General features: G+C 37.3%; 22 protein-coding genes. 15 read left to right on the forward strand and 7 right to left on the reverse strand.

Going from position 1 to position 24,478, the window contains the following annotated elements:
- Positions 1-55 precede the first annotated feature (55 nt).
- Positions 56-667 (forward strand): Smr/MutS family protein, encoded by a 612-nt coding sequence (locus QJV27_RS01255; protein ID WP_281447179.1) that lies wholly within the window; start codon positions 56-58, stop codon positions 665-667.
- Positions 668-669: 2 nt separating this feature from the next.
- On the opposite strand, the gene QJV27_RS01260 is transcribed toward QJV27_RS01255, so the two are convergent.
- The gene (locus tag QJV27_RS01260; RefSeq protein WP_281447180.1) at positions 670-1,737 is read right to left on the reverse strand and encodes a hypothetical protein; all 1,068 of its coding nucleotides are present in this window, start codon (positions 1,735-1,737) and stop codon (positions 670-672) included.
- 456 nt (positions 1,738-2,193) lie between these two features.
- Here QJV27_RS01260 and QJV27_RS01265 point away from each other — a divergent pair, with 456 nt between their 5' ends.
- Genes QJV27_RS01265 through QJV27_RS01275 form a run of 3 tightly spaced genes read left to right on the forward strand, consistent with a single transcriptional unit; the run spans position 2,194 to position 5,121 of the window.
- A complete protein-coding gene (locus QJV27_RS01265) occupies positions 2,194-3,444 on the forward strand; it encodes a cytochrome b (RefSeq protein ID WP_281447181.1) in 1,251 nt (416 codons plus the stop codon).
- Positions 3,441-4,232 carry a cytochrome c1 gene (locus QJV27_RS01270; protein WP_281447182.1) on the forward strand — a complete coding sequence of 264 codons (792 nt, stop codon included), beginning with the start codon at positions 3,441-3,443 and terminating at the stop codon, positions 4,230-4,232. Before QJV27_RS01265 ends, QJV27_RS01270 begins: the two co-directional genes overlap by 4 nt.
- On the forward strand, positions 4,222-5,121 hold the full coding sequence (locus QJV27_RS01275; protein WP_281447183.1) for an S-methyl-5'-thioadenosine phosphorylase: 900 nt from the start codon (positions 4,222-4,224) through the stop codon (positions 5,119-5,121). Before QJV27_RS01270 ends, QJV27_RS01275 begins: the two co-directional genes overlap by 11 nt.
- 104 nt (positions 5,122-5,225) lie before the next feature.
- Here QJV27_RS01275 and QJV27_RS01280 read toward each other — a convergent pair whose 3' ends face one another.
- The 3 genes from QJV27_RS01280 to QJV27_RS01290 form a co-directional block, all read right to left on the reverse strand.
- Complete coding sequence (locus QJV27_RS01280) at positions 5,226-6,305, reverse strand: alkene reductase (protein WP_281447184.1); 1,080 nt, start codon at positions 6,303-6,305, stop codon at positions 5,226-5,228.
- A 108-nt stretch (positions 6,306-6,413) separates the two neighbouring features.
- Positions 6,414-7,004 carry a TetR/AcrR family transcriptional regulator gene (locus tag QJV27_RS01285; RefSeq protein WP_281447185.1) on the reverse strand — a complete coding sequence of 197 codons (591 nt, stop codon included), beginning with the start codon at positions 7,002-7,004 and terminating at the stop codon, positions 6,414-6,416.
- Between the two features lie 49 nt (positions 7,005-7,053).
- Positions 7,054-7,716, reverse strand: a complete 663-nt coding sequence (locus QJV27_RS01290; RefSeq protein WP_281447186.1) for a dienelactone hydrolase family protein — start codon at positions 7,714-7,716, stop codon at positions 7,054-7,056.
- A 274-nt stretch (positions 7,717-7,990) separates the two neighbouring features.
- Between QJV27_RS01290 and groES the strand changes: the two genes are divergently transcribed.
- The 4 genes from groES to QJV27_RS01310 all read left to right on the forward strand — a co-directional run bounded on the left by groES (position 7,991) and on the right by QJV27_RS01310 (position 11,377).
- Positions 7,991-8,281 (forward strand): co-chaperone GroES, encoded by a 291-nt coding sequence (gene groES, locus QJV27_RS01295; RefSeq protein WP_456305220.1) that lies wholly within the window; start codon positions 7,991-7,993, stop codon positions 8,279-8,281.
- Positions 8,282-8,351: 70 nt separating this feature from the next.
- Positions 8,352-10,007 (forward strand): chaperonin GroEL, encoded by a 1,656-nt coding sequence (groL, locus tag QJV27_RS01300; protein WP_281447187.1) that lies wholly within the window; start codon positions 8,352-8,354, stop codon positions 10,005-10,007.
- 208 nt (positions 10,008-10,215) lie between these two features.
- Positions 10,216-10,869: a DUF805 domain-containing protein gene (locus QJV27_RS01305; protein WP_281447188.1), complete on the forward strand. Its 654-nt coding sequence runs from the start codon at positions 10,216-10,218 to the stop codon at positions 10,867-10,869.
- 304 nt (positions 10,870-11,173) lie between these two features.
- Positions 11,174-11,377: a cold-shock protein gene (locus QJV27_RS01310; RefSeq protein ID WP_034337601.1), complete on the forward strand. Its 204-nt coding sequence runs from the start codon at positions 11,174-11,176 to the stop codon at positions 11,375-11,377.
- Between the two features lie 97 nt (positions 11,378-11,474).
- Here QJV27_RS01310 and QJV27_RS01315 read toward each other — a convergent pair whose 3' ends face one another.
- A complete protein-coding gene (locus QJV27_RS01315; protein ID WP_281447189.1) occupies positions 11,475-14,300 on the reverse strand; it encodes an ATP-dependent DNA helicase in 2,826 nt (941 codons plus the stop codon).
- 126 nt (positions 14,301-14,426) lie between these two features.
- On the opposite strand from QJV27_RS01315, the gene QJV27_RS01320 reads away from it, so the two are divergent.
- Positions 14,427-16,037, forward strand: a complete 1,611-nt coding sequence (locus QJV27_RS01320) for a lysine--tRNA ligase (protein WP_281448946.1) — start codon at positions 14,427-14,429, stop codon at positions 16,035-16,037.
- Positions 16,038-16,089: 52 nt separating this feature from the next.
- Positions 16,090-18,159, forward strand: a complete 2,070-nt coding sequence (locus tag QJV27_RS01325) for a lysylphosphatidylglycerol synthase domain-containing protein (protein WP_281447190.1) — start codon at positions 16,090-16,092, stop codon at positions 18,157-18,159.
- A gap of 14 nt (positions 18,160-18,173) precedes the next feature.
- On the opposite strand, the gene thpR is transcribed toward QJV27_RS01325, so the two are convergent.
- The gene (thpR, locus tag QJV27_RS01330) at positions 18,174-18,713 is read right to left on the reverse strand and encodes an RNA 2',3'-cyclic phosphodiesterase (protein ID WP_281447191.1); all 540 of its coding nucleotides are present in this window, start codon (positions 18,711-18,713) and stop codon (positions 18,174-18,176) included.
- A gap of 146 nt (positions 18,714-18,859) precedes the next feature.
- Between thpR and QJV27_RS01335 the strand changes: the two genes are divergently transcribed.
- From QJV27_RS01335 to cyoD, 5 genes are all read left to right on the forward strand, one after another.
- A complete protein-coding gene (locus QJV27_RS01335; protein WP_281447192.1) occupies positions 18,860-19,636 on the forward strand; it encodes a Bax inhibitor-1/YccA family protein in 777 nt (258 codons plus the stop codon).
- A 454-nt stretch (positions 19,637-20,090) separates the two neighbouring features.
- Positions 20,091-21,023, forward strand: a complete 933-nt coding sequence (cyoA, locus tag QJV27_RS01340) for a ubiquinol oxidase subunit II (RefSeq protein WP_281447193.1) — start codon at positions 20,091-20,093, stop codon at positions 21,021-21,023.
- Positions 21,024-21,028: 5 nt separating this feature from the next.
- Complete coding sequence (gene cyoB / locus QJV27_RS01345) at positions 21,029-23,017, forward strand: cytochrome o ubiquinol oxidase subunit I (RefSeq protein WP_281447194.1); 1,989 nt, start codon at positions 21,029-21,031, stop codon at positions 23,015-23,017.
- Entirely contained in the window at positions 23,017-23,643 is a 627-nt protein-coding gene (gene cyoC / locus QJV27_RS01350) for a cytochrome o ubiquinol oxidase subunit III (protein WP_281447195.1), read from the forward strand. Before cyoB ends, cyoC begins: the two co-directional genes overlap by 1 nt.
- The gene (gene cyoD, locus QJV27_RS01355; RefSeq protein WP_281447196.1) at positions 23,643-23,984 is read left to right on the forward strand and encodes a cytochrome o ubiquinol oxidase subunit IV; all 342 of its coding nucleotides are present in this window, start codon (positions 23,643-23,645) and stop codon (positions 23,982-23,984) included. The genes cyoC and cyoD overlap by 1 nt, the downstream gene beginning before the upstream one ends.
- Before the next feature lie 124 nt (positions 23,985-24,108).
- Here the strand turns inward: cyoD and fdxA are convergent, their stop codons facing one another.
- The gene (fdxA, locus tag QJV27_RS01360) at positions 24,109-24,441 is read right to left on the reverse strand and encodes a ferredoxin FdxA (protein WP_281447197.1); all 333 of its coding nucleotides are present in this window, start codon (positions 24,439-24,441) and stop codon (positions 24,109-24,111) included.
- Positions 24,442-24,478: the final 37 nt, after the last annotated feature.

Consider the following 24,478-nt stretch of genomic DNA (forward strand, 5'->3'; position numbering starts at 1 on the left):
GAAAGGTTTTTTATTATGTTTAATTCAAATAATGAATGTGAAGAAAGTTATAAGATTGGCTAAGGGGCGAAAGTTAAATCAGGAAGAACAATCTTTATGGAATTATTTTACAAATGGCATAAAAAGTTCAAATCGTGAAAAATACAGTATAGAGAAGGAAGTAAAAGTTCCTTTTGTCGAACGACCTTATCATAAGGAAAAGTTATTTCTTAATGAACAGCGTTCGAAGCAATTATCTGTAAATGATGCTTTTATTCAACATTATAAGATTTTCAAGCAAAAACAGATTCAGCATTCCCATGTCTCTCAAAATCAATTTATAACCATTGGTACCAAGCAGTCTGGATTAGATACGAGTACTTGGAAAAAATTTCATAAAGGGCAAATGTCCCCTGAAAAAATTTTAGATTTACATGGATATACAGCCCAACGTGCTTTTTTTATACTAGAAGAGTTTTTACTTCGCTCTCAACGCAGTAATATTCGATGTGTAGAAGTCATTACAGGGATCGGTACTGGATATAAAGAGGGTGGAATTCTAAAAAGAGAGCTGCCCTATTGGTTAAATCGACCTAATATTCAAGTATTGATTTTGGCGACAACATATCCAGCCCAATGGAATGGTGGGGCAGTTCGGATTTTGCTAAAAAGAAATCGTTTTAAATAAAATCATTTTTCCCACTTTGACATTTTCATCGTTAACCAACGGCGTAAAGCCATAGTTGTAATGATAGAAGGACTCATTTGATTAATTGTGTCATTACATGCTGGATTTTCTTGAAAAGTCAAATTGCTTTGTTGGGCTATTTGAATAATATCAGGGGTTTGTAATACTTTAGAAGTGCATAAACGCCACTTGGTAACTAAAGCTGATGGTGTTAGCATTGGTAAGATAACGGCAATATCCATCCGTGCAGCCAAGGTTAATGCATTCCAAGCCTCTAATAATGTATTACCTTCTCTGGAATGATGTAATTGGTTGTACAAACTGATAAAATTCGGGCCATATTGCGTTGAATTATCTAATGAAAAGAAAACGTGAAATCCTTCTTTTAACAAAATGGGCAGATCAGCAAAACCTTGGGCTGTGCTAAGTTGAATCACATCAACTTCTCTGTTTCTCAAAGCTTTGACGGCCATGTCATGGGTAGTGAGACCAGTAACTGGAACAGCATTGATTTGTAATAAACTAATTCCAAGAAGGGTAGGAAGTTCTTTTCCCAAAATATTAGAAACAGCAACCTTCATCGTTCTATTTTTTAAAAGGTCTGGAATAGAATTATGAAAAGGTTGTCTAGCAATTGCTATGGACGGTGATAAAGTCGTTATAATAGGAATCCAGCGTTCATAATCAAAGTGAACTCGTTTGTCCCCAGCCATTGCAGCAATTATAGTATTTCCAGATGTTATCAATGCAGTATTACCATCGGGTGCTATTCTAGTGTCGAATAGATTTGCAGCTGTAACACCGTCGTACCCTGTTGTATAACGTAAAGGCAATGGATCATTAAATTGAAATCCTTGCGCAAATGCAGAGGCAATACGCGATGACCATCGTCCAAGATCACTATTTTGAGGGCTGCCGACTATCAAAGATAATGAATTAATATCATCTCCATTTGGCGATGAATCAACGGGGGAAAGCTCGTCGGCTTTGGCAATAAGGGGATAAGTTGCAGCTGTTCCAGCAATAGCTAAAAGGTGTAGAAGTCGGCGTCTGGTCAACGGCACAGGCATTATGGATGCTTCTTAAGAATAAAGGTTATATATAGTTAATGAATTGCGATATGCAGTTTTACATAAACTAAGGGGAATATAAAGGTATAAGTTTGGCAAGATTGTGATTTTCTTGCGTTCAAATTTAGGTTCGCTATTAGATATGAAGAAATATAATATATTCGAAATGAATGGTTTTAGGATATATCTATCTAGTATCAGAAGATTTATTATACATTCTGACTACTCGATTCAGATTGAGACGAACATAAAATATTGTGGATATTTTGTTAGAACAAAATCTTAAGATAAATTATAAAAACGATAGAATTTTATGTAGATTTTGACCCAATAATTGTTTCGTTGTTATATAAATAATAGATCGTATGCCCGATATGTATTATAACATAAATATGTTTTCAAAAGAATATTTTTCAAAAAATGTTGTATCTACGATATTAAATTCAAGTTGTTCTAATGACAGATCATAATACCTCAAAACCTGATGTTTCGGCAAATCTTGTAAACAAGAAAAAATGCTTAAATGAATGGATCGAAAATCGCTTACCTATTTTTTCTGTAGTTCGACGAGAATTTGTGCAGTTTCCAATGCCAAAAAATCTGAATTTTTGGTGGGTGTTTGGGGCAATCCTATCTGTTGTTTTATTGTTGATGGTGGCCACCGGCATTTTTTTAACCATGTCTTATACACCATCAGTGCGTGATGCTTTTGCCTCTATTGAAATGATCGAACGTCGCGTGCCAAGTGGGTGGTTGCTGCGTTCAATGCATATGGCTGGATCGAATATTTTTTTGGCTTGTTTATATCTTCATATATTTAGAGGCTTGTATTACGGTTCATATAAATCCCCACGTGAGTTGGTCTGGCTTTCTGGCTTAATATTGATGATCATGGTTATGATGACGGCATTTGCTGGGTATATTTTACCTTGGGGGCAAATGTCGTATTGGGCTGCAAATGTTGTTATTCAAGCAATATCTTCTATTCCCTTTATAGGAGAGGGACTGGCACATTGGTTAATGGGGGGCAGCTCTCCAAATGATTTGACCTTGCATCGTTATTTTGTCCTGCATTTTGTAATGGCGTTTTTGATTTTAGCGATCGTATGTATTCACGTTCTTTGTTTGCATGTGGTTAAATCCAATAACCCCAAAGGGATTGAACCCAAAACACCAACGGAAACATTACCATTTTATCCGTATTATGTTGCCAAAGATGGTATAGGAATTATTCTTGCTTTTTTAGTAATGATCGTGCTGATTTTCTTTTTTCCAAATTTACTGACAAACAGCGAAAATTATATTCCTGCCAATCCAATGGAAACGCCTGCTGATATTGCTCCAGAATGGTATTTCTTACCATTTTACGGAATTTTACAAATTATTCCTTTTAAGTTTATGGGATTAATTTTATCCGTTGGTGCGTTGTTGGTTTTGTTTTTTGTACCTTGGTTAGATAAATCCCCTGTTAAATCAGCACGATATCGTCCCTTATATCGCATAGCTTTGCTTTTGTTGGTTGTTTCATTTGTTATTTTAGGATTGGTGGGTAAATACCATACGCATACTGGATTAATATGGTTGGGTAGAGTGGCTTTATTATATTATTATTTGCATTTTTTGTTGATTTTGCCTTTGTCTGCTCGTTTTGATTTATCCAGAACGTTACCAACATCACTACTAGATGACGAGGGGAAAAAGTCATGATTATGAAAAAAATACCCCTAACAGTGTTCGCAAGTATTACGTTGTTTTTGCTAAATATTGTTTCTTTATATGGTCAAGACGCACAATCTGCAAATCAAACAGGTCATTATCCAAAACAATCATGGGGATTTATTGGCCCATTGGGAACGTATGATATGGCCAGTGTACAACGGGGATATATGGTGTATCGTAAGGCATGTGCGTCTTGTCATACCATTAAATATATGCGTTACGCTGATTTACAACAAACAGGCCTTACCTTGGAACAAATTGATAAACTTGCTGCAATGGATCGTATGCTAGACGGCAAGGACGCGCAAGGATTAGATCACTATCGCGCTGCAACTGTAGAAGACTTTTTGCCTCCTCCTTATGCCAATGATATGATTGCTAAGAATGCTAATGTGGGTAAATTGCCTTTGGATTTATCACGTTACGCGATGACCGTGGGGGGGCAGGCAGATTATATCACGGCTATTTTATTAGGTTATCGAAAAGCCCCAGAAAGTTTCCACTTCGATCAACCTGGATTTTACTATAATATATATGCAGCGGGTCATCAGATTGCTATGCCGCCTCCTTTGACCAAAGATGGTATAAAATATACGGATGGTGTAAGCGCATCTATAGAACAACAAGCACGTGATGTTGCGACATTTTTAAGTTGGACAGCACATCCACATCTGGTAGAACGTCACCGTATTGGGATAATGATTTTCATATATGGTATTTTTGTTGCCATATTAATTATATTTGTAAAACGAAAAGTCTGGTCTAATGTCAAATAATGATGCTTCTTTAATGTCGGTAAAACCTGTTATTGGAATTATCGGTGGTTCTGGATTATACGATATTTCGGGATTAACTGATCAGCAATGGGTAACTGTTGAAACACCATGGGGCAGTCCTTCAGATCAATTACTAACGGGTAATTTAAACGGTGTATCTTGCGTATTTTTACCCCGTCATGGGCGTGGTCATGGTATTTCTCCTTCTGAGGTAAATTATCATGCCAATATCGCTGCTATGAAAAAATTAGGGGTTACAGACATTGTATCTGTTTCAGCGGTTGGATCGTTAAAAGAAGAACTGGCACCAGGTACTTTTGTTGTTGTTGATCAGGTAATCGATCGTACACGGTTACGAAATAAAAGCTTTTTTGGAACTGGATTGGTTGCTCATGTTTCTTTGGCAGACCCATTTTGTCAAAGGATAGGACAAGTGTTGTTTGAAAATGCCAAGACATTGGGATTGTCTGTAGTACAAGGGGGGACTTACTTAGTTATGGAAGGGCCCCAATTTTCAACACGAGCCGAGAGTAATTTGTATCGTTCTTGGGGTGCATCAGTGATCGGAATGACAAATATGCCAGAGGCAGCCTTGGCCCGTGAGGCGGAGATTTGCTATGCGACGGTGGCAATGGTTACCGATTATGATTGCTGGCACGAAGATCATGATGCGGTTAGTGTTGAAGCAGTGATTAAAACTTTGACTGCAAATGCCAGCAACGCTCGATCCCTAGTATCCAAAGTCATTCCAAGCTTGGGACACACAAGAAAAGAATGTTATGCTGGATGTTGTCACGCATTGAATCATGCGATTATCACAGCTCCGCATAAACGCGATCCGCAAATCGTTGAAAAGCTAAAATGGATTGCAGGTCGTGTTTTATCTTGAAGTTTTGCTGAACATAAAGAATTCATAAGTTAAAAAAAGGAACTGCACTTTCAAATATGCAGTTCCTTTTCTTTTGTGGATCTTTTAATTTTATTATAATTTATTTAATAGTCGGTATAGCCTTTTTCCCCTTGCGTAAACCATGTTTTGGCATCATCTGGGGTGAAGGGAATTCCTGCTTTGATTTTGTGAACCAAATCAGGATTGGAGATAAAAGGGCGTCCAAATGCAACGCCATCGGCTTGGTCATGAAGCATTACATCTTGTGCTGATTTACCATTATAAGAACCATTAATGATAAAATTGCCTGAAAAGTGTTTTCGCATTGCTGGGGCAATGGCAGGATAAAAATCATCATCTGTAAGGTCTGACATAACAAAGTTATTTTCACCAGGTCTGGGTTCTCTGACCTCGAGAAAATTAATTTTTTCTTTGCTTAATGCTTCAGCTGCAGCCGTAAATAAAGGTTCTGGGTTGCTGTCGTGTACTCCTTGGATTAATTCATTTGGGGATAAGCGAACTGAGGTTCTATCCGAACCAACTGCGTTGCAGACAGTTTGTGTTATTTCAATTAATAAACGCAGACGGTTTTCAATAGATCCCCCATATTCATCGTTTCGTAAATTACAATTATCTCTTAAAAACTGATCAATTAAATATCCGTTAGCAGCGTGAATCTGGACACCGTCAAACCCTGCTTCTAAGGCATTTTTTGCAGCCATAGCATAGTCATTTAGCAAGCGTGGGATTTCATTGATAGGTAATTCCCGTGCTTTGGTATAAGGCTGTTTCCCATCATACGTATGTGCATATTTTGGTGCTACCGTTGAAGAAGAAGAAATGGGGGAGGGGTAAAAGGATGGATGAACTGTTCGCCCCATATGCCACAATTGGCAAATAATTTTTCCACCTTCTTCATGCACAGCCTTTACGATTGGTTTCCATGCTTCTACCTGCTGTTTATTCCATATTCCTGGCGCATAAGCCCAGCCAAGACCTTCTTGGGATATACCAGTCCCTTCGGAGATGATTAACCCTGCACTTGCACGTTGACGATAATATTCAACCATAATGGGTGTTGGAATATGGTCTTTAGTTGCACGACCACGTGTCATTGGGGCCATTATAATACGATTTGGTATGTGAATAGCGCCTAGTTGAAGGGAATCGAAAAGAGTAGGCATGATATCATCCTTAATCTGTATAAGAGAATCAGTTACGATAAATATCATTATACAAATAATAGACTGGTCGTCTAGTGGCTAAACAATAAATAAAATATTTTATTCTTATTAAGTGGCTAATAAATTATGTGTGTATTGAAACGCTTGTTCAAAAGGAAAACTGTTTTTCTGTATTTTGGTCAGTAAACTTGCTCCTAGCCATTGTTGATATAGCAAATGTGCAGTATCTGACGGGTTAAGATATTTTGGAATAGAGTTGTCTTGTTGACCAATAATAAGTATTTTTGTAATTTCTAATAATACTTTTTCAGTTCCTTGACGAAAAGCTTCTCGCATAGAATCTGAATAATCAGCAATTTCAGAGCTGATTTTAACGATTAAGCAGCGTCCTTCAAAATTATTCACGCACTGCACATCATACCATTTTTTCCAATATGACAACAGGCGCTCTTTACCCGATAGGGCATTATTTTCAAATAGAGTTGATATGGTTTTCAGATAGTTATCAAAATAATAATGAATGACTGCTACACCGTATTCCTCTTTTGATTCAAAATAATAATAGAACGAGCCTTTTGGTATCCCAGCCTTTTTTAGCAATGTTGATAAACCCACGTGGTTAAATCCGTGGGTCGAGAATATTTCTAGGCCTGTTCTTAGTAACAGTTCTTTTTTATCGTTTTGATGTGTTGCATTCATTGTTACATAATTATATCGAAGAAAGAAACGTTCATATTGTAGATAGTGATTATAAATATTTTTTAAAGAGATCTAGAGTTCGTTGTTGGGCTTGTTGATAGGCGGTTGGATTAAAACTAGATCGAGCCTGACATCCAAAACCGTGATCAGCATTTTCATAAATATATATTTCGACATCATTATAATGTAAACGAGTTTGTTCTATTTGATCAAGAGGGATAGATGCATCCAATGCACCGAAATGCATTTGCACAGGGCAACGATGTGGATGCTGTAACAAAGAAGGGATCATTGCACCATACCAACAACTGGCTGCAGAAAAAATATCGGTTTCTGTTGCTGCTCTCCAACTCAGACTGCCGCCCCAGCAATAACCAACGACCCCAATTTTAGAGTATGGTAAATATTGTGCAGCAGCGATGATATCTAATAAAGTTTTTTGTGGATCAATTTGGGATCTTAAAGAAAATCCTTTTTGAATATCAGTTTGTTCGTATCCTAACATTACATTCTTTTCTACTCTGTCGAACAAAGCTGGTGAAATAACGTGATATCCTTGATTTGCAAAATTATCGCATACGTTGCGAATATGATGATTTACGCCGAATATTTCTTGCAAAACAACCAACCCAGCCGTGACGTTTTTATGGGTCGATTCATAAGCATGTAAATGATGATGATCAGAAGTGATTATTGTCGTATCTTGTTTCATAATTACGATCTCCGTTGGTTATTTTAAACTAATATTAGAAAAGGATACCATAATCTGTTATCAATTTTAGATGAAGACTTTGAAAAGAATTTGTTCATATCAAATTACTAAATTTTCTTGACATTTAGCTTACTAATCCATAAATTATAGACAATTATTAGTTGTAAATTGATAACTAATAAGAATTGGAGTAACGCGGCAAAACGCGCGTAGTTAAAACCCATAATGCTGCTTTGATTAAGGGCATTATATAGAAATTAATGGAGCGATCCAAATGACGAATTTTCGTCCTCTACACGACCGTGTGGTCGTTCGTCGGCTAAATAGCGAAGAAAAGACTGCTGGCGGTATTATCATTCCTGAAACAGCAAAAGAAAAACCACAAGAAGGTGAAGTCATTGCCGTTGGACCAGGTGCACGCAACGAACAAGGTCAAATTGTTGCTTTAGACGTAAAAAAAGGTGACAAAATTTTGTTTGGTAAATGGTCAGGCACCGAGGTTAAATTAAATGGTGAAGATCTGTTGATCATGAAAGAAAGCGATATTATGGGAATTATCGGTTAATCACCGAACTTTTCCTTTTATAATATATTGTTTTTTTGACTTTTAATTTATTCTTGTAGGAGATTTAATCATGGCAGCCAAAGACGTAAGATTTGGTGCAGACGCTCGTCAACGTATGTTACGTGGTGTTGATATCCTTGCTGATGCAGTGAAGGTAACCTTGGGTCCAAAAGGACGCAACGTCGTTTTAGATAAAAGTTTTGGTGCACCTCGTATTACCAAAGATGGTGTTTCCGTTGCAAAAGAAATCGAACTTGCTGATAAGTTTGAAAATATGGGCGCACAAATGGTGCGTGAAGTTGCCTCCAAAACCAACGATATCGCTGGTGATGGAACAACTACTGCAACTGTTTTGGCACAGGCAATCGTCCGTGAAGGTTTAAAATCAGTTGCTGCTGGTATGAACCCAATGGATTTAAAGCGCGGTATTGATAAAGCTGTTGCTATTGTTGTTGAAGAACTTCAATCAAAAACAAAGAAGATTTCTACACAATCTGAAATTGCTCAGGTAGGTACTATTTCTGCCAATGGCGAAGCTGAAATCGGTGAAATGATCAGCAAAGCTATGGAAAAAGTTGGTAAAGAAGGTGTTATCACTGTTGAAGAAGCAAAAGGTCTGCAAACAGAATTAGATGTTGTGGAAGGCATGCAATTTGACCGTGGATATATTTCACCATATTTCGTAACCAACTCAGAAAAAATGACCGCTGATTTGGATAACCCTTTAATTCTGATCCACGAGAAGAAATTATCCTCACTACAACCTATGCTTCCATTGTTGGAAAGTGTTGTGCAAAGTGGTCGCCCACTATTGATTATCGCTGAAGATATTGATGGTGAAGCACTGGCAACCTTGGTTGTTAATAAATTACGTGGTGGTTTAAAAATTGCTGCTGTCAAAGCACCTGGCTTTGGTGATCGCCGTAAAGCAATGTTGGAAGATATTGCAATTCTTACAGGCGGACAAGTTGTCAGTGAAGATCTAGGTATTAAACTTGAAAGTGTTACCCTAAAAATGTTAGGTAACGCTAAAAAAGTTCACATTGATAAAGAGAACACCACCATTGTTGAAGGTGCAGGCGATGTTGAACAAATCAAAGGTCGTTGTAACCAAATTCGTGCACAAGTCGAAGCAACAACTTCTGACTATGACCGTGAAAAATTACAAGAACGTTTGGCTAAATTGGCTGGCGGTGTAGCTGTTATTCGCGTTGGTGGTTCTACAGAAGTTGAAGTAAAAGAACGTCGTGATCGCGTTGACGATGCTTTACATGCAACACGCGCTGCTGTTGAAGAAGGTATTGTTCCTGGTGGTGGTACAGCGCTTGCACGTGCATCATTGAAGCTTGCTGAAATTGCTTCACATGCAAATGATGATCAACGTGTCGGTGTTGAAATTGTACGCCGTGCATTGCAAGCTCCTTTACGTCAGATCTCTGAAAATGCTGGTGAAGATGGTGCAGTAATCGCTGGTAAAGTGCTTGAAAATAGTACTTATAGCTATGGCTTTGATGCTCAAGAAGGGGCATATAAAGACCTTGTTCAAGCTGGTATTATTGATCCAACCAAAGTTGTTCGTACCGCTTTACAAGATGCAGCATCTGTTGCAGGTTTGTTAATTACAACCGAAGCTATGGTTGCTGAACGTCCAGAAAAGAAAGCTGATGCTGCTGCTGGTATGGGTGGCATGGGCGGAATGGGTGGTATGGGCGGAATGGATTTCTAATTCCCTACCAGTTCTATAAACGCATATTAAAGGAGGGGATGCCCTCCTGATTTTTGAAAGTCGTTACTTATTCAGTAACGACTTTTTATTTTGGTAAATTGCACTTATGATAATTTTATTATTATAATTATTTATTTTATATTTTAGACTAATCACAATGTATTTATCATATCGTTGAGATAATCGTCAGTTTACAGTTGGTTAAAAAATGCAAGGTAAAATATTAAGTTTTTCGATACAAGAAAATATAGGATATATTTTAGGTGATGATGGGCATCACTACTTATTTAAAGGTAGTGAGTGGAAGGCAAGTAGGGTGCCAAAACCAGGTGTTACTGTAACCTTCGATACTGATCATCTGGGAAAAGCATTACAGATATCAACATTATCTCGCTCTGCTATAATATTAGAGCAAGTTGAACAGTCAGACGATCCTGCTTACCTTGTACAGCTGGAAGCTGAAAAAAGATATAATATGTTTGACTGGTTTTTAAAATGTTTGAAAAATTATTTTAATTTCTCTGGCAGAGCAAGACGTTCAGAATATTGGTATTATCGACTAAGTAAGATGGTGTTTGCATTTCTTTTAGGTTTGGTCTCGGCTGCAGCATTTGCAATAATGGGTTTTAGTGACGATGATTTAAAGCTGTATAGAAATATTATTGCTTTGATCATGGCAATGTTATTTCTTTTTCCAGATCTTGCTGTGTGCGTACGTCGTTTACACGATGTTGGCCGTTCTGGTTGGTGGTTTCTTATTGCATTTACGATTATAGGTGTAATTCCATTGTTAATCTGGTTTTGTAAAGAAACGGATTTTGAAATCAATCAGTGGGGTCCACCATCAAAGGATTTTGTCTGATTGCAATTTAAATCAATATAATCGATTAAGTAACAAGTATTATTATTTATTAACATAAAATTAGTATAATATTAATAAATAATGGTCAAAATAAGACACTTTTTTAGTTGGAAGATATTTTTTATAATAAAATTTAATATTTTGTTTGACACAATCACCCTTTTATGTGTCAAATAGGAACAGAAAGAACTTATAGCAAGTTTTTTTGATAAGTAAACGGAATCCTCCGTTTTGATATTTTAACTCTATATCAGGTCTGTGTTTCAAGGGCTTGATATTCTTAATTGATAAGGATACGCGGTTAATGCAAACTGGAACCGTGAAATGGTTTAATCCTACAAAAGGATTTGGTTTTATTGTCCCTGAAGAAGGTGGTAAGGACGTTTTCGTTCATATCACTGCTGTTCAAGCAGCTGGCTTACGTGATTTGAAAGAAAATCAACGAGTAAGTTACGATATCGTAACTGAAAGAGGAAAAGCTGCTGCTGCAAACCTCAAGCCTTTGTAAGGGTTGATGCATTAGGTTACTGGTATTAGAGTTAGCTCGTTACCGTAAGCGCAAGCCGGTTCTGTTTTACAGAGTCGGCTTTTTGCTTTTTATATCATTAAGTCATATCTTTATAAAAATCTTGTACTTTAGTTATAACTGCTTCTAAAGAAGCGCGTTGAATTGTAACGCCTTCGGGAAATGCCGAAAGCATACGGGTAGGAGTTCGACGATCCAATATAACAAAGACCCCCCGATCTTGTTGAGTGCGGATCAATCTTCCAAAAGCTTGACGCAGTCTTAATCGAACGATCTGTCCGTCATAGAGCTGAGGCGTATCAGGGTAAAAATATTTTCTGCGCTCACGGTGCAAGATATCAGGTCTAGGCCAGGGGATTTTTTCAAATACGACCAATCTTAATGCATCGCCTGGGATATTAATTCCGTCCCGCATTGCATCAGTACCCAGCAAGCAGGAGTGATTTTCTGACTTAAACAGGTCTATCAAGCTGTTGTTATTAATAGGATCAACATGTTGTGCAAATAAGGAAATATTTTCTTCTTCCAAGGGATCAATAATCCTTTGATAAACAGCACGTAGGCGGCTGATCGCTGTAAATAAACCTAAAGCCCCCCCATTCGACGCAACAAATAATCGCAGGTAAGCGTGTGCTAAACTATGTATAGAATGGGTATTAATATCATTGACGATAAAAACAAGGGATTGTTTTTTATAATCAAACGGACAAGCTAACGAGGCACGAGTAGGCGGTATTGGTAAATGTGCAGTACCCACACGTTTTTCAGCAGCCTGCCATGAAGTCTCAATATCTTTTTGATTTTCGTTTTCATCGCGCAGTGTTGCTGAGGTCATAATGATCCCATGCGCATAATGGGATAGACTGTTCATAAAGGGTAGTGTTGGATCTAGCCAATGGTGAAAGATACCAACATCAACAATTCTTTGTCCCTGTTTTTCAACTTTTAAAAAGGTTACGTGGGTTTCAGTTTCGGATTTGTTTTGGTCTGGTTGGCTTAGAATACTTAAAATACTGCTCCACAAAGTTAAAGGATTGACAGCACGACGTTTTAAAGAAGCAATTGTTGTTTCGATACGATCCTTTGAAAATTTATCTAATGTATTAACATCTGTTTCTAATTTATGTTCAAGGGTTTTAATAAACTGTGATAAAGGCGATAAAATATTTAAAAAACACTCAGCAAGTGTACTGGCATACGACTGTAATTCTGGCAGAATAGGGAATAAATCACACTCATTTTGATCAAAATATTCGACAGAGGGGATATTGGGATCCCCTTTATTAGATCTTGCTTGAATTTGGGTATAAACGAGGTAAAAGAATTGCTCTGAAGGGTTGGTCGCCGTATGCTCGGAGTTATCATTAACTGGAAAATGAGCAAACCAATTCAAACTTGGTAAAGCATGGGCTGCTTGCAGGATTTTTTCCAGCAGATATTCCAGTTTATCATCTCCAATGATAACATCATGGATACGCTTTTTTAACCCTTTTGATCGGCTCCTTGTTCCTTCATTACCTAGTAGCCAGCGGCGAAGTTCACTGGTTTCGATAGCCGACAGTGCTGATGAATAAGTGCTATCAGTTGCGTCAAGGATGTGATGTGCCTCGTCAAAAATAAATCTGGTAGGGAAAGTTTGTTGTTGTTCTGGATGATCATTCTCTAAATGCCAGGCAATTTGGTTCATAACCAAGGCGTGATTGGCGATGACAATGTCAGCTTCTTGTGCTTGATGAATGGAATGTTCAACAAAGCAACATTGATAATGTGGGCATGCCCCATGAATACATTCTCCCCTTCTTTCTGCCAGTTGGTAAATCAGTTTTTCATGAAATAAATCATTAAACCAGCTGGGCAGATCACCACCAAACAAGTCACCATCGCTTGTTTCCTCTGCCCATCGGCACAATAAAATTAGGGCTATTTTGTTTAACGAAGGTTGGTTTGAGTAGGAATTAAGGATTTCTTCAAGGTTTAATAGGCAAAGATAATTTTCCCGTCCTTTGCGAACGACAATATGTTTTTTTTTGATTTCAGGATCGGGATAAAGCCTGAAAAATTCATTTTCAATTTGACGCTGTAAATGACGGGTATAAGTGTTAATCCAAACAGTTCCCTCATTTCGTTCGGCCCATAAGGTGGCAGGGGCAATATAAGCCAATGTCTTACCCGTCCCTGTCCCTGCTTCAGCCAAAACAACATTAGGTTGATCAGGCAGTTGTCGTGGTGCAAAAGCAGTGCGGGCAATATCTACAAAATCGGTTTGTCCAACACGATCTTCTGCATTGGGGCCTAATAGTTCAGATAACCTTAATAATGCCTCTTTACGTTCAACAGGTTTTTGACTGGGGGGTGGTCGTGGTGGGGTTTCCTCCCATTTAGGTAGACGACGCCAAACTTTTAGTCCATCCATCGGTTGTAGATTTTTTTTAGGCAAGGGCAGAGTAATATTTAAAAGATCTAAAACAAAGGGTGCCCATTTCCATCCAGCATAATATAATGATGCAGCTTGGGCATTCAGTGTTTCTGATGGGAAATGTGTTTGTTTTTCTTGTAAACGTTGAGCAAGCGTATGAATAATGGTCAGTAAAAAGTCAGCCTCTATCTGGATGGGGCAGGGAATATTTAATGCCTGAGCAATAGTTTCGGGCGTAAAGCCAAAAGATTGGGTTGGATAGATAAAAGCAGCAAGTTCTAAAATATCCAACCATTCTTGGGTATGAATATTTTTATCGTTACGTAATTTACGATATGTAATTGGAGCATGAATAACAAAAACATTGACTTGTTTTTTCAAGAACTTTGTTGCTTCTTGACGGGTTAAATTTAGAATTTCACCTTCATCGGTAAGGATAGAGTATTGATTGTGATGAACAGTTAATGCTGAATATTTTTCTAAAAACATTTTTTTTCTAACAATAACAGAATATATAATGATATTCTAATTTCTTGTGCTGTTAAGTAAAACAGATAATTTTGTGTAACCTATATCTAGTAAGAGGGCAGACGTTTTTATAATGTCTGTAAAATGATGTCTAAAAGTGATTTTTCTTCGATACCCAAAGCTTGGCCTTTTGAGGAAGCAGTAAAGCTTGTTGAACATTTAAAAAGTAAGAAAGAGAACACTGATGATAAACCTGCTTTATTAGAAACGGGTTATGGACCTTCTGGTTTACCCCATATCGGTACTTTTGGCGAAGTGGCTCGTACTTCTTGGGTATGTCAAGCTTATCAAGCATTGACGGGAAAGTCTGCAAAAATTTTAGCGTTTTCGGACGATATGGATGGTTTACGTAAAGTACCAGAAAATGTTCCGAATCAAGAAATGCTAAAGCAGCATTTAGGCAAACCACTTTCTCGTATTCCAGATCCGTTTGGTACTCATGATTCTTTTGGTGCGCATAATAATGCGCAATTATGTGCATTTTTGGATCGCTTTGGGTTTGAATACGAATTTGCGTCCTCGACAGATTATTATCAGCAGGGGCGTTTTGATGCGGCATTGAAACGTGTTTTAGAAGTTCACGATAAAATTGTTTCTGTTGTTGCACCAACATTACGTGAGGAAAGACGGGCAACCTATTCGCCAATTTTACCTATTCATCCAGAAACTGGGATTGTGATGCAAGTTCCTATGGAAAAACTTGATATCGCTGCGGGAACGGTTATCTGGCGTGATGAAAACGGTAAATTATTCGAAACACCTGTAACAGGTGGACATGTCAAGCTGCAATGGAAGGCCGATTGGGCGATGCGGTGGTATGCGTTGGGTGTTGATTACGAAATGTCCGGCAAAGATTTAATTGATAGTGTTCGTCTATCGACTAAAATTTGTAAAATCCTAGGTGGAACTCCACCAACTAATTTAACGTACGAGTTATTTTTGGATGACCAAGGTCAAAAAATATCGAAATCCAAAGGGAATGGATTATCAATTGAAGAATGGTTGAATTACGCCCCAGAGCAAAGTTTAGCCCAATATATGTTTAATGCGCCCAAGCGGGCAAAACGTTTATTTTTTGATGTTATTCCAAAAGCTACGGACGAATATTTACAACATGTTTCTAATTGGGCTGAACTTGAAGCCAAGAAAGATTCTGTTGAACCTTCTGAAAAAGAAAAGATTTATAATAATCCAGCTTGGTTTATTCACAATGGTCAGTTGCCTCAAAAAGCTGGCAGTCCCATAACATTTGCAATGTTATTAAACTTGGCAAGTGTTGCAAATGTTGAAAGAGCAGAGATTTTATGGGGATTTTTAAAGCGGTATGATGCTACGGTTACGCCTGAAAATAACCCGATGTTATCGCAGTTAGTTAATTGTGCATTATCCTATTACGCAGATTTTATCAAACCCAACAAGATTTACAGAAAACCAGAAGCTCATGAAATAAAAGCTTTGACTGAACTTGCACAACAACTAAGAAAAATTGGTGATAATACTGTATCGGCAGATGAATTACAAAATATGGTATTTGCTGTTGGTAAACAAAACGAATTTGAACCTTTAAGAGCTTGGTTTGGATGTTTGTACGAGGTTTTGTTAGGGCAAAAGGAAGGGCCTCGTTTTGGAATGTTTATTGCTTTGTATGGAGTTAAAGAAACAATTGCGCTTATTGACTCTGCCTTAGCCAGAGCATAGGCCTGGGTCAAAAAATCATAAAAGCCAGTATTCATAGCTATATAGTAAAGAGATGCAGTCAAAAAAGCCCTGTTCTAAAGATCAAAATTTTTTAGGTAAAAGGAATCAATTTAAAGATAAAAGTTGGAAAACTTATTTTAAATATTGTTCTAAGCTTTTTGGTGTTATCCTTTTTATAGTTGCGATTTATATTGTTCAAAATGAATTCAAACATCTTAGTTTAAAAGAAATTCAGTTTTCGCTGGAACGAATTCCCCCTTTGGCACTTTACAGTGCAGGGGGATGTACATTTTTATCGTTTTTAATTTTGTCATTCTACGATAAATTGGCTGTTATTCAAGTTGGGTATCGACTTTCATTTCTAAAAACGGCTTTTGCTGCATTTTGCTCTTATGTATTGTCACATAATATTGGTTTTTCTGCTGTTTCTGGGGCGATCGTACGATTTCGATTATATGGTAGTTGGGGTTTACAGACCTTGGCTATTGTGCAGGTGATTGCCTTTTGTTCCGTGACCTATATTTTAGGGGCTGCGGTAATTGTTGGCGGATTGTTTATCTTTAAATCAAGTGAACTGCCTTTAATTGGTCAAGAGCTACCAGGTTACGTATTTATTTTATTAGGCTCTCTTGCCTGGTTATTTGTTGTTTTATACGTCATTATTTCTTTTTATTGTAATGAATTAAAGATTTGGAAATATCGCTTTTCATTCCCCAATCCCTTGATGGCATTTGCTCAGATCGTTATCGCAACGTTGGAAGTTATTGCAACGGCTGCTATACCTTATTGTGTTATTCCAGATCATTCTCAGTTATCAACATATGAGCCAATAAGTTTTTCAGTATTTTTGGGGGTATATATCGCATCATATACTGCTGGACTGGTAGCCAGCGTTCCAGGTGGGGCAGGGGTATTTGAAGGCAGCATGCTATTAGCATTAAAACCTTACATGCCTGTTTCAGATATTATTTCGGTTATTTTTATATTCCGTTTATTTTATTATTTGATACCATTGTTTTTTGCAGGAATTATGTTTGCAGGGCATGAAGTCTTTTTGCGGGGGGGAAATGTTCTGCATAAAAATGCGAAAAGACTTTTTATTTTCAAATTACGACCTATGCCCCCCTTAAATGACAATTTAAGGGAAAGCGATGCAGCTTTTTCGGTAAATATTGCCGCCGCTGCAATTGGTATTTGTGGTATTTTGGTGCTAACTATTCCCGTTCTTGACCCAAGGGAATGGCAATCTAATTGGTCTTTTTCTGGACTGATTGAGGTTGCTGGTGATTATATAATTTCATTTTTAGGATTATTGCTATTAACTTTAACGGTAGGTTTGGCCCGTCGCATTACGATGGCATGGATTTTAAGTTTAGTATCGTTAATGGTCTTGATTGTTATTACTTTTTTAAGGGGCGTCCCTCTTTTTATTCCAGCAATATTGACCTTGGTTGTTTTCTTTATTGCCCCTTTTCGAAATTGTTATTACAGAACAGCCAATTTTTCAGCCTCACCCTTGTCTTTAAAAACAGCAATTGAGATTATGATTTTAATAGTAACGGTATATGTTATTGTCTGGATCAGTCCCCATCATACACAAAGTCACGGTATTATCGAGATTTTCCTATCACGGCATGTTCCTTTTGAAACTAAATGGATTATTGCTTTTATGGCTGCTGTCGGAGTGGTTATTCTGTTCAAAATGATGATGCCGGCTAAGATTAAATTTGAGCCATGGTCCAGTGAAGCCAACGAGTTGTATGAATTGCTTTCAAATTCAACAGTTGATACATTAACAACGATTAAACCAAATGCTATTTTGATTTGTTCTATCGAGGGAACGGTTCTGCCATTTTTGCGTAAAGATGGTTTTTTGATTGGAATTGGCGATCCCGTTGGTAAGGAAAGTGAAATTGTTAATACGATCTGGCGGTTACGTGATTTGGCGGTTCAAGAAAATCGCTCTTTTGCGTTTTGGAGTGTGGGGAAAAAATATCTTTCGATTTATAAGGATCTTGGGTTGACCAACATGTGTCTTGAAAAAGAAGATCGCTATGTATGTTGTGAGCCATATTACACAGCGTATCTTTATAAAGCTATTAAGAACAAATGTAAGGAATGATGGTTTTTAAATGTTTATTTTGATAAAATATAATCAGACTCAGTAATGTAACATGGGCCATCTTGTTTGGGATAAGAACTAAACAGAGAAAATTGTTGTATAGTTATAGGAGAGATCTTAAACAGATTATAGGTATGTAACCAATTACCAATTTGTTCCTCGGTCAACCCTGTACCTTTTGCTAGTGTAATATGTGGAACTAATTTTTGTTTACCGATTGGTATATCAAGGCTGCGTACGACATGTTCTATTTTTTTCTTTAAATGTAATAAAGGGTCGGATGGGCGTAATAATACCCCAAAAGTCATAGATTGATTTGGAGACATAAAATAATTAACACCTTCTAGGTGGATATCAAAACTTGGAACTTTGATTTTTTCCAAAGCCAGATCCAGTTCATTCAATAAATTATAATTTTTTATTTCACCAACAAAGCATAACGTTAGATGATAGGTGTCAGGATCGTTCCAGTTTATAAATGGTAAGCTACCACGTAATGTAGCTAGGGCAGAATTAACAGGGTCAGGAAAAGATAGTCCTATAAAAATACGCATATGATCTGATTATAATACTTCGGGATAACGATAAATTTATAATCAATATCTTCATAAAAACAACTTATTTTTTGTATACTTGATATTTATGTTGTAAATGCAATATAATACTTACTGAACTGAAAACAATATTATGAGAAAAGTACATGGTGTTTCGTCCTGATTCATATAATAATACATCCAACGTAAATGCTCAGGTAGCATTTGACGCCGGTCTGCGTAATTACATGCTCCGTGTTTATAACTGGATGGCATCTGGCTTATTGTTAACTGCATTGGTTTCATATTTGGTTGTAAATACCTCATTTGGAGGGTTATTTTACAAAATATTAATTAATTCCTCAGGTGAAGTTGTCAAAGTTGCACCAACAGGTCTTGGCTTTTTGGCTATTTTGTCACCTTTGGTTTTCGTTATGGTAATGTCTTTTGGGATTAACCGTCTATCGACCCAGACTGCGCAAACCTTGTTTTGGGTTTTTTGTGGCGTAATGGGCATCAGTATGGCAAATATATTTTTTATATATACTGGTGGGTCTGTCGCAAGAACGTTCGTTGTAGCCGCAGGAATGTTTGCAGGTATGTCCTTGTGGGGATATACAACCCGTAAAGATTTGTCAGGAATCGGTTCGTTTTTAATGATGGGCTTGTTTGGATTGATCTTGGCGATGGTTGTTAATATCTTTACCCAAAGTTCTGCTATGTCCATGTTGATCAGTGTTATAGGTGTATTTATCTTTACTGGTTTAGCTGCTACTGACACGCAGAGAATAAGATTGTCGTACGAAAACTTCTATCAGTATGGTGGCGCAGAGATGGCTGCCAAACACAGTGTATATGATGCTTTGACGTTATATTTAAACTTCATTAATTTATTTCAATTTTTGTTGCAATTAATGGGTGTTCGTCAAGGCAGTAATAACTAGGATTGATATTACAAATATTTAAAATACGGTCAAAATTAACGCATTGGGAATCCTTTCTTAATGCGTTTTTTTATGTCATATCTTTCAAAACTGTGTTGAAATTGTCACTTTATTACGCAAAAAGAATAGGTTCAAACTATCCTTTAGTACAGTAAATGTAACTGCAAGAGTTTGCCTACATTGTAAATGGTTAATATATTAAATTAATTAAGATTATCGCATTTTATGAAAGTTGGTTGTAACATTTTGTAATTTATAGTAGGAATGTCAAATCAAACTAATGCCGTATTAAACGTAGATTTATGTCTTTTTAGGGCGTATATTATGGTATTATTATGAATAAGGAATTTCGTATGAAATAATCCTGGTTGTTTTATACGAAATTCCCAAAAGAAAGAAGTTCTAGATGAACAAGCTGATGAGTTGAGCAATGTCAGAATCAACGAGGCATAGAATGAAAAAAAATTTACCGAAATTAACATTATCGGTAGCAGGGCTAACATCTATCCTAATGCTGGGTGGATGTAATCTTGCAATAATGGATCCGAAAGGAACCATTGGAGAGGCTGAGAAACATTTAATTTTGATGTGCGCTGGGGCAATGTTATGTATTGTTATTCCAGTAATCATTGCAACCCTGATTGTTGCCAGACGATATCGTAAATCAAATACAAGTGCGACTTATGCTCCCAAATGGGCTCATTCAAATACAATTGAGTTTTTCGTTTGGAGTATTCCTATTTGTTTGATTGCGTTTCTTGCGTACAAAACTTATATTTCGTCTCACGAATTGGATCCTTATCAACCAATTAAAGCTCCTGCTGTTAATCCGCAAGCAAAAGCATTGAATATTCAAGTTGTTGCTTTGAATTGGAAATGGTTGTTTATTTATCCCGATTACGGAATTGCGGCTGTTAATGAAATGGCAATGCCGGTGAATACACCCGTGGCATTTCGATTAACATCCGATGCAACAATGAATTCATTTTGGATCCCACAACTAGGGTCACAAGTATATGTTATGGCTGGAATGCAGACACAATTGCATTTAATGGCCACATCCAATGGTGATTTCGCTGGTGTTTCAAATAACTATAGTGGTGCTGGATATTCAGATATGAAATTCCGAGCATTATCAAAAGATGAAAAAGGTTTCAAAGATTGGGTTGAAAAAGTGAAAGCTTCTTCACAACAACTTGACGATGAAACTTATGCAAAATTACATGTAGATAGCATTAAAGATCCAGTACAATATTATGGTCACGTAGAACCTGCCTTATTTGATCATATTGTTGCTAAATACAATGATGGAAACTTTAATGTTCAAGGCCACGGGTCTCATCATGTAGGTTCTGCTCAGTCTGATAACATGCATGCAGGGGAATAGGAAAGATGTTAGGAAAATTAAGTCTTTCAGCTATTCCGTATCATGTTCCCATATTGGTGGGAACATTTATCGGGGTAGCAGTCGTAGGATTAGCCGTTTTATTTGCAATAACATACTATGGCAAATGGGGCGTTTTATTTAAAAACTGGCTGTTTTCAGTCGACCATAAACGCATTGGTATTATGTATATCGTTCTTGCGTTGGTGATGTTATTCCGTGGTTTCTGTGATGCATTGATGATGCGTACACAACAGGCCATTGCGTTTAACAGTCCTGGTTATTTGCCTCCAGAACATTATGATCAAATCTTTACTGCTCATGGAACTATCATGATTTTCTTCATGGCCATGGCTTTTATGCAAGGTTTGTTTAATCTTATTGTTCCTTTGCAAATTGGCGCTCGAGATGTTGCATTTCCATTTATTAACTCTTTGAGTTTTTGGTTAACAACATCAGGTGCTATTCTTGTTAATATTTCTTTGTTTATTGGTGAATTTTCTACTGCTGGTTGGTTGGCTTATCCCCCAGTGTCAGAATTGCAATTCAGCCCTGGTGTTGGTGTAGACTATTATATTTGGGCAGTACAGATTTCTGGTATTGGCACAGTATTAACCGCTGTAAACTTCATGACCACAATTTGTAAAATGCGTGCACCTGGTATGACATGGATGCGTATGCCTGTCTTTACTTGGACTGTATTTGCATCATGTATCATGATCTTTACAACATTCCCTGCTTTGACAGTTGCTGTTGCAGAATTGGCATTAGATCGTTATCTAGGTATGCACTTCTTTACCAATGATGGTGGGGGTAACGTTATGTTATACCTTAACCTGATTTGGGCGTGGGGACATCCCGAAGTTTACATCTTGGTTATTCCAGCTTTTGGTTGTTTCTCTGAATTGGTTCCAGTTTTCAGCAAGAAGCCACTATTTGGTTATAACACCATGGTGTATGCAACGCTTGCTATTACAGTATTATCATTGTTAGTTTGGGTCCATCATTTCTTTACTATGGGTGCGGGTGCAAATGTTAATGCCTTCTTTGGTATTATGACAATGATTATTGCTATCCCAACAGGAGCCAAGATCTTTAACTGGTTATTCACCATGTATAGAGGGCGTATTGAATTTACAGCCTCTATGTATTGGACTGTTGGGTTTATGATTGTGTTTGTTATTGGTGGTATGACTGGCGTTATGTTGGCCATTCCTGCCAGTGACTTTGTTTTACATAACAGTGAATTCTTGATTGCTCACTTCCATAACACAATTATTGGTGGTGTGTATTTTGGTTATATTGCTGGTATGAATTTCTGGGCACCAAAAGTTTTAGGCATTAAGCTAAGTCAAAAACTGGGTAAAGCTGCTTTTTGGTTCTGGTTCTTTGGTTTCTTCCTTTCTTTCGTACCTTTATATATTACTGGTTTCGATGGAATGGTACGTCGTTTGAATCACTACGATAATCCAGAGTGGCATTTCTGGTTGCAAATTGCATGTGTTGGCGTATTCTGTGTTTTACTTGGCGTTGTTTGTCAATTGACACAACTGTTCCTTGGTCTTTTAACCATGAATAAACCTGAAAATAAAGACGTTACAGGTGATCCATGGGATGGTCGTACTTTGGAATGGTCAACCTCTTCACCAGCACCAGTTTATAACTTTGCACATATTCCTGTTGTTCAAGCCCGTGATGCTTTTGCTTATGATAAAGAACACGGTATTGATACACGCGCGACTTCAAAACCTTACGAAGATATTATCATGCCAAAGAATACCTCTGCTGGTTTTTGGATTGGTATGTTTTCATTAGTTCTAGGTTTTGCATTAATATGGCATATTTGGTGGCTAGTTGGTCTTACAGTATTGGCAACATTAGTGCTTGCGATTGGGTATAGCTTTATCGATGATAAAGAGTATATTATCCCTGCATCTGAAGTTGAACGTATTGAAAAAGAGCATTCTCGTAAACTTATGACACAGGTGGCTGAATAATGAGTGAGAATAATACAATGACAGCAAATGCTGCTCATCATGAGCACGCACATGAGCACGAAAATCATTCAGTATTTGGCTTCTGGATTTACCTGATGTCCGACTGCATTATCTTTGGCTGCTTGTTTGCCAGTTATGCGGTTTTACACGGTCAATTTTTTAATGCTCCAACTTTCAAAGGGCTTTTAGATTCTCATGATATTGAGTTTTCAACAGTGGCTTGGGAAACAGCTTTATTGTTGTTAAGTTCTTTGGCCTTTGGTTTTGCAATGATTGAAGCACACAAAAGCAAAAAGTCTGGAACATTAATTTGGATGGTTGTGGCTGCTGTGCTTGGTGCAGGGTTCCTTGCTTTAGAAATTAAGGAATTTATGCACTTGATTGCTCATGGTGCAACACCAGCGTCTTGTGCACACTGGTCTGCATTCTTTACATTGGTTGGTACGCACGGATTGCACGTGACTTTGGGATTAATCTGGATGATTGTTTTAATTATTCAGGTTATGATTAAAGGGGTTAATCCAAAGATGATGCCACGTCTAACTTGCTTAAGTTTATTCTGGCATTTCTTGGATATCATCTGGATCTGCGTATTTAGTTTTGTTTACTTGTTGAGTATGGCCTAATGACAGAAAATCATGCAGTATCCTCCCACGCGGGGGATCATGGACACGGTTCTGTAACATCTTATATTATCGGGTTCATATTATCTGTGCTTTTTACGGTCGCTTCTTTTGCAATCGTTATAACACATTCTTTATCCTTTTCTGCAACCACTGCAGCATTAGGGGTGTTGGCTGTATTACAAATTTTTGTTCAAGTTACATTCTTTTTGCATGTTAGTGCTGCACCTGAAAAACGTTCTGATTTGATTTCTTTCTTATTCAGTATTTTCGTTGCGTTAGTAATCGTTTTTGGAACATTATTTGTGATGCACAATGTGGGTCACTTAATGATGGCACGATAACTTTTTAGAAAATACTCGTTTTGTATGTAAAAATATAAAACGAGTTTTCAGAACTAAAAAACCCTTTAGTGAATTACTAAAGGGTTTTTTTATATAGTTAGTACGTTTGATTAAATTAAATGAATTAATCTTTATGTGGCTCTTTTGAAAGCATATCTTTTTTATCAGGTTTTCCGTTCCATTCATCGGCATCTGCTGGTGAATTGCCTTTGCGGGTAATATTTGGCCAAGATTGAGAGAGTTCGTTATTAATTTCAATCCAGTCGGTGGAACGGTCGTCACTATCTGGGAAAATAGCTTCAGCAGGGCATTCTGGTTCGCAAACACCACAGTCGATACATTCTTCGGGATTAATAACCAGAAAGTTTTCACCAGCATAGAAACAGTCTACGGGACAGACTTCTACACAATCCATATATTTGCAACGGATGCAGTTTTCCGTGACCACATAGGTCATTGCTTTCTCCGATTCATAATTGTTAAAAGGGTATCAC

This window comes from Commensalibacter oyaizuii (genome assembly GCF_029953265.1).
GTDB classification, from domain to species: Bacteria; Pseudomonadota; Alphaproteobacteria; order Acetobacterales; family Acetobacteraceae; genus Commensalibacter; species Commensalibacter oyaizuii.